Raw genomic sequence first — 11,166 nt, 5'->3', positions numbered from 1 at the left:
GGGCAATTTAAACTATTCTAAAAGTAATATAGAGGGTATAATTTGACTTTAAAACAGAAAACTTATCTAGAAGCTAGATAAGGAGGTATATTATATGTCTAAAATTTTTATTTAGGACACTTGTGATAATCAATATATTGTAATGGTTAAATATATTTTTATAATTCATTTTTTTTTCTTAGTAGGAAATATCATATATTTGTGTCGATTTTCGCTATCTACCTAAACAGTTAGCTACCTTATATAAAACAATATTAATCGATTGCAATGATTCAATTGAAAAAGAAATATTTTGCGCCTATTATTGAGATTCAAATGATTTATCATGAAGAGTCTTTTGCCGCAGCATCTGTAACTCCTCACATAAATTCAACTAATAATATATTGGAGGAATGGGAAGAGGCTGAAGTAGTTTTTAATAGAGTTCAATGGTAAAAGAAATTATGGATAGGAGAAAAACTAACATTACTAGATTAGTATTTATAATCTGTGCTATACTTTTTAATTCTTGTTCAAAAAATCAGAGTAATAGCTATGAGGTAAATGAAATTGTGAAAGTTAATATCTTGGGTATTGATGATTCTTTTGGTGAACTAGACAAATTAGGATCAGTCAATCCGAGCAGTTTAGACCAAAAAATTAGAATTCCGTATGGTGAAAATTTATCTGTTCTAGCAACATTAAGTCCCCTTTCAAAGAATAACACTTTAAAAGAAAAGACGGCTGCAACTACTACGAATAATTTACCCAAAAAGGAAATTCCATTGACTACTGGTACAAAATTTTTGTTGCTAGCGTATAATAGTCAAGGTGTCAAGGTGGCGGAGCGTGAATATTCCTATCAAGTATTTGATCCTAATGATAAAGGAGATTTAAATACAGGTTTTGAGAATCTTCAAATAGGGCAAACTTATACATTTATTGTATGTTCTAATAATACGACTACATCTGTTCCAACAGTTACGAATAAACAAAATTTGTCTACTGCAACGGTATCCAATGTTTCGGATAATACGCAATTATTGTATTTTAAAGATGTGATTAAAATAAATAATGGTGTAAATTATTTAAATGTTAAGCTGAAGCATCTTTTTAGCGAGGTCACTACGGAGATTATAATAGATCAGACTGGAAGTTCATTAGTGAATAATGTATCTTATTCACACGCAGGTAGTGTTTTAAAAGAAATTACTACGCCTTCAATATCACCAGCATTCGAATCTGCTACTGTGAAATTATCCGATGCATCTAGGACGTATTTGCAAAGAGGCCTATTGGGAAATTTTGCCTGTACCAACTATTGGAAGTTCCGGTGTTCAAATAATTTCTCTTCCTGCTACACGGATTATTACAAAAGATACAATTGCCACGTTTGAAATAGCCAATCTGTTAATCAACAGTACAAGAAAGCCGCTAACTCTTACGGGGTTTCATATCAAGCCCGGGGTTAGATATAAATTAAAAATAGAGATTGGATGTCCATGCACTCAGGAAGTAAAAAGTTCTGGATATATTGAAATATCTAGTTGGAATGGTACAAAACCTACCACTTATAATACTGTACATACATTTTCTAGTGCGGATTATGGTGCAGTGCTAGATATTTTTGAGATAGATAATTCATTTAGTTTACGTGTTGGAGTATCATCAACTGGAAATGGAGGTAACCATATTTACTCGGGTACGTATGTCGAAACATCTCCAAACTCTACGACAGTTACAACCAATGAGATCCAATTTCAGGGGTGGGCGGATAATTTAAGAGATGTAGTAAGCACGGGGCTTTTTCCGAATATTGAATTTAAAAATGGATGGAGATGGGGGGCTACAATACATAATCAATTTGTGCCCAATATATTTTCTTTAAAAGGACGTCATAAAGCTAATACTGTTGCTAATGGTGCTGACGTATTACTTACTGATAAGAGTGAGTGGAAACCAATAATACGTGTAATTATTAATAAAGATGGGAGTGTAGAAATGTTGGGTAGTATAAATGCATATGGAGGGCCTCCATACTATCCTTTAAAAACAACGAATAACGTTACATTAACTTTGTCGCATAATTCTGCTTCTCCAACCTCAAGAACTCGAAAGATAAATGGTAGTTTTAATAAAGTAACTTGGAGTAGAACGGGTGTAAATAGAGTAATGCTAGATCAAACTAAAATTGGAAGTACACTTTTTTATGGCAAATTTACTGGCTTAAAAACTATTGCTTGTAGTGGTAATCAGTAGTTGATGTATTAATTAGTAAACAAAAGGCTCAACATTTTTTAATGTTGAGCTTTTTTGTAAAATAGAATTACCGTATTCTTTCTCGTGATTATGATGAAACGTATACTCTTTCTTTATTCATCTAATGATTTTATTCTTATTGACTACGGTAGGATTATCTTATTTATAAACAACAAAAAAATCCCCAAGCTAAGCTTGAGGATTTTTAATATGATTGTGTATTCGAAAAAGGCTTATTTTTCTTTTTCTTCGTTGATGTCTGTAGAGACTGAATCATCGTTTGGGTTTTCACCTTTTACCACGATTTCATTTTTCTCAGTATCTAAATCAACTGTTAATAAAGCATTTGATTTTAGTTCACCTTTCAGAATTTCTTCTGCAATAGGATCTTCTAAATATTTCTGAATAGCACGTTTCAAAGGACGAGCACCGAAATTTGTATCATAACCTTTTTCTGCGATATATTCTTTTGCTTTATCTGTTAATTTAATAGTGTGACCCAAAGACTCGATGCGACCGAACAAAGATCTTAATTCAATATCAATAATTTTGAAGATATTTTCTTTAGTCAACGAGTTAAATACAATCACGTCATCTACACGGTTCAAGAACTCAGGTGCAAAAGCACGTTTCAAAGCTGTTTCGATTACACCTCTTGAATGTGCATCAGCTTGACTTTCCTTTGCGGTAGTAGTGAAACCAACGCCTTGACCAAATTCTTTCAACTGACGTACACCTATATTGGATGTCATAATGATAATCGTATTTCTAAAGTCCACTCGACGTCCTAAAGAGTCTGTTAATTGACCTTCATCCAACACTTGCAACAACAAGTTGAAGACATCTGGGTGCGCTTTCTCGATCTCATCCAATAAAACTACTGAATAAGGTTTGCGACGAACTTTCTCTGTCAACTGACCACCTTCTTCATAACCAACGTATCCTGGAGGCGCTCCAACCAAACGAGAAACGGCGAATTTTTCCATATATTCACTCATGTCAACTTGAATCAGCGAATCTTCTGAGTCAAACATGAAACGAGCCAATTCTTTTGCTAATTCTGTTTTACCAACACCAGTAGGACCTAAGAAGATAAAAGAACCAATTGGTTTTTTAGGATCCTTCAATCCAGCGCGCGTACGTTGAATAGCTTTAACCAATTTTTGAACAGCATCGTCTTGACCAATGATACGTCCTTTCATCGATTCACCCATATTCAATAGCTTTTGGCTATCTGTCTGGCTCACGCGTTGAACAGGTATACCTGTCATCATGGATACGACTTCAGCTACATTATCTTCGGTTACGGTATAGCGTTTTGTCTTTGTTTCCGCTTCCCAAGCAGCTTTTTCTTTTTCCAGTTCTTCTAAAAGCTTTTTCTCTGTATCACGAAGTTTAGCAGCTTCTTCGTATTTCTGAGAACGAACCACTCTGTTTTTCTCTACCTTAACTTCCTCGATTTTCTCTTCGATTTCAATAATCGATTGAGGTACGTGAATGTTTGTCAAGTGAACACGCGAACCCGCTTCATCCAATGCATCAATAGCTTTGTCTGGTAAGAAACGATCCGTGATATATCGTGTGGTCAACGTAACACAAGCCTCTAACGCTTCTGGCGTATAGTTTACATTGTGGTGTTCTTCGTATTTGTCTTTGATACGATTTAAGATTTCCAATGTCTCATCGTGCGATGCTGGTTCGATCATTACCTTTTGGAAACGACGGTCCAAAGCGCCATCTTTTTCGATGAACTGGCGATATTCGTCTAATGTAGTAGCACCTATACATTGAATTTCTCCACGAGCCAAAGCTGGTTTGAACATATTCGAAGCGTCCAATGAACCTGAAGCACCACCAGCACCCACAATCGTATGAATCTCATCAATAAATAAGATTACGTCAGGTGATTTTTCCAATTCGTTCATGACCGCTTTCATACGTTCTTCGAATTGACCACGGTATTTTGTACCCGCAACCAAAGAAGCTAAATCCAAAGTAACGACACGTTTGTTGAACAAAACACGTGAAACTTTACGTTGAACAATACGTAATGCCAAACCTTCTGCGATAGCAGATTTACCAACTCCTGGTTCTCCGATAAGAATAGGGTTGTTTTTCTTACGACGTGATAAGATTTGTGAAACGCGTTCGATTTCTTTTTCACGGCCTACGATGGGGTCCAATTTTCCTTCTTCTGCAGCGCGTGTCAAATCACGACCAAAGTTGTCCAATACTGGAGTTTTGGACTTAATGTCCGAAACTTTTTTAGGTGCAGAGAAGCTTTCTTGTTCTTCGTAATCATCATCTGGTGACGATGAACCAGGAGCTTCGTCCGTAATATTGGATTTATTTTGCTCTACTTCATTTTTGAATAAGTCGTATGAAACACCATATTGTTGTAGTATCTGCGACGCTATATTATCTTCATCCCGCAAAATAGCAAGAAGAAGATGTTCAGTGCCAATGATATCACTTTTGAAGATTTTAGCTTCTAAATATGTTATTTTAAGGACTTTTTCAGCTTGTTTTGTCAAAGGAACAGATCCTATAGGTGTTCTCGATACAGAAGATCCCTTCACAGCGTCCTCAACAGATTGTCTTATAGCAGCTGTATCAAGATTTAAGTTTTTAAGAATTTTGATAGCGATACCATCACCTTCTCGGATAAGTCCAAGTAAGAGATGCTCTGTACCAATATAGTCATGGCGAAGACGCAGCGCCTCTTCGCGGCTATATGATATGACATCTTTTACTCTTGGTGAAAATTTTGCTTCCATTTAATTACCTTTCTTTATTTTATAAGTGAGGATTTCTATAAAAGTATGAAATTATTAAGAAAAGCGCACTTATATTTACTAGAAATTATCAACAATTAAGCCATAAAATTAGTTCGTCAAAATGGCAGTATTTATGAATACAATTTATCTCTTTCTATTCTAGCTATATGTGTGTATTTTTATTTGGGGCTTTATTTAGCTATCTTTGACTTACGAAAAACAAGAGAAAAATTCAGTATAAAATATTCATATGTCTGACGAAAAAATTATCTTTTCGATGGCTGGTGTAAACAAGATTTACCCACCTCAAAAACAAGTATTAAAAAACATATATCTATCCTTTTTTTACGGCGCTAAAATTGGTGTTATTGGTCTTAATGGTTCTGGAAAATCTTCATTATTAAAAATTATTGCTGGATTAGACAAATCTTTCCAAGGAGAAGTTGTCTTTTCACCTGATTATTCTGTTGGTTATTTGGCTCAGGAACCAATTTTAGACCCAGAGAAAACGGTTCGTGAGATAGTGGAAGAAGGTGTTGCTGAGATTACTGCTGTCTTAAAAGAATACGAAGAAATCAACGAAAAATTTGGCTTGCCAGAAATTTATGAAGATGCTGATGCAATGGATAAATTATTAGCTCGTCAAGGTGAGTTACAAGACAAAATTGATGCTACAAATGCTTGGGAATTAGATTCTAAGCTGGAGCGTGCCATGGATGCTTTACGCTGTCCTGAGCCTGAAGCAAAGATTGCCAATCTGTCAGGAGGTGAGCGTCGTCGTGTAGCGATGTGTCGTTTATTATTACAAGAGCCTGACGTTTTATTGTTGGATGAGCCTACCAACCACTTGGATGCAGAGTCTATTGACTGGTTGGAACAACACTTACAACAATACAATGGAACAGTCATTGCAGTAACGCACGATAGATATTTCTTGGATAATGTTGCAGGATGGATTTTGGAATTGGATAGAGGTGAAGGTATTCCTTGGAAAGGAAATTATTCCTCTTGGTTAGACCAAAAAGCAAAACGTCTAGCTCAAGAAGAGAAACAAGAAACTAAACGTCAAAAAACGTTGGAGCGTGAGTTGGAATGGGTGAAGATGGCTCCTAAAGCGCGTCACGCGAAATCTAAAGCGCGTTTGCACAATTATGAGAAATTGGCTTCTGAGGAAACTAAGGAACGCGAAGAAAAATTGGAATTATTTATTCCTCCAGGACCTCGTTTGGGTAATGTGGTAATAGAAGCGAATAATATTTCTAAAACTTATGGCGACCGTATCTTATTCGAAAACTTGAGTTTCTCTTTGCCTCCTGCAGGTATTGTTGGGATTATTGGTCCAAATGGAGCTGGTAAAACTACGTTGTTTCGTTTGATTACAGGTCAAGAGCAGCCCGATACAGGTTCTTTCAAAGTAGGTGAAACCGTAGTGTTAGGTTATGTGGATCAAATGCACGATGATTTGGATCCCGAAAAATCGGTGTGGGAAAATATTACAGGAGGAAATGATAATATTCTTCTAGGTAGTAAAACACTGAATTCTCGAGCTTATGTTTCTAAATTTAACTTCAATGGTGCAGATCAACAAAAGAAAGTAGGCGTACTTTCTGGTGGTGAGCGTAACCGTGTCCACTTGGCGATTACGTTGAAAAAAGCTTCCAACGTATTATTGTTGGATGAGCCGACCAACGATATTGACGTGAATACTTTACGTGCTTTGGAAGAAGGGTTGGAGAATTTTGGTGGATGTGCGGTTATTATTTCACACGACAGATGGTTTTTAGATAGAATTTGTACGCATATTTTAGCATTCGAAGGGGATTCACAAGTATACTTCTTCGAGGGTAACTATACAGAATACGAAGAAAATCGTAAGAAACGTTTGGGTGATGTAGGTCCAAAACGTATTAAATATAAAAAATTAGTAAAGTAAGAGCGCATAATGAGTTTTGAATCAGCTAAACTACTTGAGGCAATAATAGAAACTGCAATTGACGGGATTATCACCATTGATAGTAAAGGACATGTAGAATCTATTAATCCTGCCGCACTGCAACTATTTGGGTATTCAGCCGAAGAAGTGATCGGAAATAATATTTCGATGCTCATGCCTGAACCCGATAAAAGTAGACATGATTCTTACATTGCAAATTATAAAAATACAGGTCACAGAAAAATTATAGGTATAGGTCGGGAAGTCTTGGGTCTTAAAAAAGACGGTACGACCTTTCCTTTTCGTCTCGCTGTGAGTGAGGTTTTCTATAAGGATAAAAGTATTTTTACAGGTTTTATTCACGACTTAACCAAAGAAAAGGCGGCAGAAGACAGACTTTTACAGCATACTTTGGAGCTGGAAGAAACGGTACGTCATCGTACGAAAGATTTAATTTCTTTGGTTTCGGAATTGGAAAGAGCTAAGGCGGATGTAAGTAACTCTTTGGAAAAAGAAAAAGAGTTAAATCAGTTGAAATCCCGTTTTGTCTCTATGGCTTCGCATGAATTTCGGACTCCATTAAGTTCTGTTAATTTATCCGCATCATTAATTGACAAATATGTGGAGCAAGAAAGATTGGATTCTGTTGCCAAACATACCAACCGTATCAAAGGTGCTGTTCAGCTTCTCAATAATATACTAAATGATTTCTTGTCTTTAGAAAAATTGGAAGCTGGCGTGGTAGTGGTGAATCAGCAGACAATAAATGTTGTTCATTTGGGTGAGGAAATCACGGGCGAGATGCAGATGATTTGTAAAAAGAATCAGCATATTGTCTACCAGCATACAGGTGCGCATGCTGAATTTGATTTGGATGCCCACTTGTTAAAAAGCAGTATAATTAATTTAATTTCTAATGCGATAAAGTATTCAGGGGAGGATACTTTTATTGAATTCACTACAGAAATTACAGATGATATCTGTACTATCGTAATCAAAGACAATGGTATTGGTATTCCTGAAGAAGATCAAAAAAATCTATTTGAACCTTTTTTTAGAGCGCATAATACAGGCAATATTCCTGGTACAGGTTTAGGTCTTAATATCGTAAAACGTTATGTAGCGTTGATGAATGGCGAATTAGAATATTGGTCGGCTCTCAATCAAGGAACTTCATTCAAAATGACTTTCCGAAAATAAAAATATACTACACTATGAACAAACGTACTATTTTGATTATCGAGGATAATCTGGAAATAAGGGAAGGCACGGCTGAAATTTTGGAATTGACAGGCCGTTATGATGTCCTCACAGCGGAAAATGGTAAAATCGGCGTAGACTTAGCGCTAAAAAATATTCCTGATCTGATCCTTTGTGACATCATGATGCCTGAGTTGGATGGTTATGGAGTTTTGTATATGCTGAGTAAACAAGATGCCACTATGCATATTCCTTTTATATTCCTGACAGCTAAGTCCGAGCGTGTAGATATGCGTAAAGCTATGGAAATGGGAGCCGACGACTACTTGGTAAAACCATTTGATGATATAGAGCTGCTGAATTCTATTGAAAGCCGTTTGCGAAAACGTGATTCTTTGCAATCCGTATTCGAAAAACCTGCTTCAGGTCTTAACTTGACCGAAGAAGATCAGACTGTTTTATTAAATGATTTGGTAAAAGAAGCCAGGGTAAAAGTTTATAAAAAGAAACAATTGATATATGAAGATGGAGATGCGCCTATCTATGTGTATTACTTGGTAAAAGGTAAGGTGCGTACTTACTTATATTACCAAGATGGTCGCGAATTGTCTACCAATATTCATACGGATGAACAATTTTTTGGTTATGAATCTATTTTACTGAATGAGCGCTATACAGAAAGTGCAAGTGCTTTGGAAGATACAGAAGTAGCCTTGATTCCGAAGGATAAATTTTTTGAATTAATGTTTAATAAGCCAGTTATTGCAACGAAGTTCATCAAACTGCTTTCTGGAAATGTGAAGGAAAAAGAAGAACAAATGTTGGGATTTGCGTATGATTCGGTTCGAAAGCGTGTAGCAAATACATTGGTTCATGTTGCGTCTAAAGCTATCACTACGTCTAATCAAGATGAGGTCGTAATACGTATCTCTCGTGATGATCTGGCTGCTCTGGCTGGAACAGCTAATGAAACAATTAGCCGAATGTTAGCTGATTTTAAAGATGAAAAACTTATTATCAAGGAAGGTAATGCGATACGAATTTATTCTATCGAAAAGCTAAAGAATATCAAACAGTAAAAATTTTTAAACTCTTAGAAACGGACAACTTAGGTTGTCCGTTTTTTTGTTTGTGATGAATATCACATATTAAGTTGACCACCTACATTCGTAACCTTACGACAGCATAGTACTTTTGAATAAAGAAAAGTACAATATTTGATGAGAGTAGTGGTCTATAACATCCAAGAATTTGAGAAGCAAACATTAGCTAAAGCTAATGCTAAGGTGCATGATTTGACCTTAATCTCAAATCCTTTGAATCTAGATACCATTCGTTACGCTGAAGGAAAAGAAGTCGTTATCGTATCTGAAAATGACAATTTGGAAAAGACTATTTTAGATGCGCTAAAAAGAATTGGTGTCAAAAAGATTATTACTCGTTCAGTTTCATTAAATCATATTGATTTGGCTTATGCTGGTCATTTAGGTCTGCATGTAGCTAATACTCCTGCAGAAGATGATTCTCCCAAAAGTATAGCTATGCAAACTATTCAAAACCTGAATAGTTGGGTCAATAATAAATGCTTAGGTGTGGCGTGTCATTGTGCTTTTGATTGTTCAAAGAAAAGTTCTGCCATTCTTTAAATCGTATATCATGGATTACAATACTTTAATAGCAAAATATAATGTGGCGGCACCACGTTATACCTCTTATCCTACAGTACCATTTTGGGAAAATGATGCATTCAATGAGAATGAATGGAAATCAAATGTAGTCGCTCGATACAATCAATTCAAAGCGCACGGAATTAGTATTTATATCCATTTACCATATTGTGAAAGTTTGTGTACTTATTGTGGTTGTAATACACGAATAACAAAAAACCACAAAGTCGAAGAGCCATATATAGATTCTTTGTTGAAAGAGTGGGAGATGTATCAGCACTTACTTGGGGAAGGAAGTGTATTGATTCATGAAATACATCTTGGTGGTGGTACGCCTACTTTTTTTCAAGCGGAGAATTTAGAAAGATTAATCAATGGAATTCTAAAAGGTAATCGTAAAACGAACGATGCCAGTTTCTCTTTTGAAGCACATCCAGCAAACTCAACACGCGAGCATTTACAAACCTTATATAATCTTGGATTTAAACGTTTGAGTTTGGGTATTCAGGATTTTGATGAACGAGTACAATTTGTGATAAATCGTCATCAGACGGTGGAAGATGTTTCACGTGTCATGACAGAAGCGCGAGAAATTGGATATGAATCTATCAATTTTGACTTGATTTATGGTTTGCCTTTGCAAACAAAAGAATCTGTGCAGATGACGATTGATGTCTCTTTAAAAATGTCTCCAGATCGCATTTCATTTTATAGTTATGCGCATGTGCCGTGGATCAAGCCTGGACAGCGCCGATTTACAGAGTTAGATTTACCTATGGGCAAAGAAAAATTAGATTTGTATAACCTAGGCAAAGCGATGATTCAGGAAGCAGGATATGAAGATGTAGGCATGGATCATTTTGCGAAGAAAGAAGACGCTTTATTCAAAGCAAATACCAACGGAACATTGCACCGCAATTTTATGGGCTATGCCGATCAATATATACCTTTAATGATAGGATTGGGAGTATCTTCGATATCAGATGCATGGACAGCTTTTGGACAAAATGTGAAAACTGTAGAAGAATATCATAAGTGTATTGAAGAAGGTAAATTACCTGTTTTTAAAGGTCATTTATTGAATGAAGAAGATGTGGTAGTTCGACAATATATATTGGATATGATGTGCAGAGGGGTGGTTAATCTTCTGCCAAATCACGAACTCAATGATCGTATTTTGGAAAGAATAGAACCATTAATACGCGATGGTCTTGTAATGGTAAATGGTTTGTGCATTTCCATTACGCAGATTGGAAAATCTTTTTTGCGTAACGTCTGTATGGCATTTGATGAACGTCTGCAACGTACTAAAGAGCGTGAAAATCTATTCAGTCAAGCAATTTAATATCAT

9 protein-coding genes are annotated in these 11,166 nt (G+C 35.9%); 8 read left to right on the top strand and 1 reads right to left on the bottom strand.

Features of this window, described 5'->3' with window-relative positions:
* Window positions 1–267 precede the first annotated feature (267 nt).
* The 3 genes from H8B04_RS14585 (at window position 268) to H8B04_RS14575 (ending at window position 2,238) form a co-directional block, all read left to right on the top strand.
* Window positions 268–435, top strand: coding sequence for a hypothetical protein (locus H8B04_RS14585; protein WP_190302815.1), 168 nt, complete (start codon window positions 268–270; stop codon window positions 433–435).
* A 116-nt stretch (window positions 436–551) separates the two neighbouring features.
* Window positions 552–1,376, top strand: a complete 825-nt coding sequence (locus H8B04_RS14580; protein ID WP_190302814.1) for a hypothetical protein — start codon at window positions 552–554, stop codon at window positions 1,374–1,376.
* On the top strand, window positions 1,285–2,238 hold the full coding sequence (locus H8B04_RS14575) for a hypothetical protein (RefSeq protein WP_190302813.1): 954 nt from the start codon (window positions 1,285–1,287) through the stop codon (window positions 2,236–2,238). The genes H8B04_RS14580 and H8B04_RS14575 overlap by 92 nt, the downstream gene beginning before the upstream one ends.
* Before the next feature lie 233 nt (window positions 2,239–2,471).
* Here the strand turns inward: H8B04_RS14575 and H8B04_RS14570 are convergent, their stop codons facing one another.
* The gene (locus H8B04_RS14570; protein ID WP_165291864.1) at window positions 2,472–5,015 is read right to left on the bottom strand and encodes an ATP-dependent Clp protease ATP-binding subunit; all 2,544 of its coding nucleotides are present in this window, start codon (window positions 5,013–5,015) and stop codon (window positions 2,472–2,474) included.
* Between the two features lie 250 nt (window positions 5,016–5,265).
* Here H8B04_RS14570 and ettA point away from each other — a divergent pair, with 250 nt between their 5' ends.
* From ettA to hemN, 5 genes are all read left to right on the top strand, one after another.
* Window positions 5,266–6,948: an energy-dependent translational throttle protein EttA gene (gene ettA / locus H8B04_RS14565; protein ID WP_190302812.1), complete on the top strand. Its 1,683-nt coding sequence runs from the start codon at window positions 5,266–5,268 to the stop codon at window positions 6,946–6,948.
* A gap of 9 nt (window positions 6,949–6,957) precedes the next feature.
* Window positions 6,958–8,148, top strand: a complete 1,191-nt coding sequence (locus H8B04_RS14560; protein WP_190302811.1) for a PAS domain-containing sensor histidine kinase — start codon at window positions 6,958–6,960, stop codon at window positions 8,146–8,148.
* A gap of 14 nt (window positions 8,149–8,162) precedes the next feature.
* Entirely contained in the window at window positions 8,163–9,227 is a 1,065-nt protein-coding gene (locus H8B04_RS14555) for a response regulator (protein ID WP_190302810.1), read from the top strand.
* A 141-nt stretch (window positions 9,228–9,368) separates the two neighbouring features.
* Entirely contained in the window at window positions 9,369–9,794 is a 426-nt protein-coding gene (locus tag H8B04_RS14550) for a Rossmann-fold NAD(P)-binding domain-containing protein (RefSeq protein WP_165291868.1), read from the top strand.
* Window positions 9,795–9,804: 10 nt separating this feature from the next.
* Window positions 9,805–11,160, top strand: a complete 1,356-nt coding sequence (gene hemN / locus H8B04_RS14545) for an oxygen-independent coproporphyrinogen III oxidase (protein WP_190302809.1) — start codon at window positions 9,805–9,807, stop codon at window positions 11,158–11,160.
* Window positions 11,161–11,166: the final 6 nt, after the last annotated feature.

Source organism: Sphingobacterium litopenaei, assembly GCF_014692495.1.
Classification (GTDB): domain Bacteria; phylum Bacteroidota; class Bacteroidia; order Sphingobacteriales; family Sphingobacteriaceae; genus Sphingobacterium; species Sphingobacterium litopenaei.
This window is presented reverse-complemented; position numbering and strand designations above follow the sequence as displayed.

Coding starts and splice junctions, on each gene's coding strand:
- H8B04_RS14585 (WP_190302815.1), top strand. CDS start 268: ATGATTCAATTGAAAAAGAAATATTTTGCGCCTATTATTGAGATTCAA.
- H8B04_RS14570 (WP_165291864.1), bottom strand. CDS start 5,015: ATGGAAGCAAAATTTTCACCAAGAGTAAAAGATGTCATATCATATAGC.
- ettA (WP_190302812.1), top strand. CDS start 5,266: ATGTCTGACGAAAAAATTATCTTTTCGATGGCTGGTGTAAACAAGATT.
- H8B04_RS14560 (WP_190302811.1), top strand. CDS start 6,958: ATGAGTTTTGAATCAGCTAAACTACTTGAGGCAATAATAGAAACTGCA.
- H8B04_RS14555 (WP_190302810.1), top strand. CDS start 8,163: ATGAACAAACGTACTATTTTGATTATCGAGGATAATCTGGAAATAAGG.
- H8B04_RS14550 (WP_165291868.1), top strand. CDS start 9,369: ATGAGAGTAGTGGTCTATAACATCCAAGAATTTGAGAAGCAAACATTA.
- hemN (WP_190302809.1), top strand. CDS start 9,805: ATGGATTACAATACTTTAATAGCAAAATATAATGTGGCGGCACCACGT.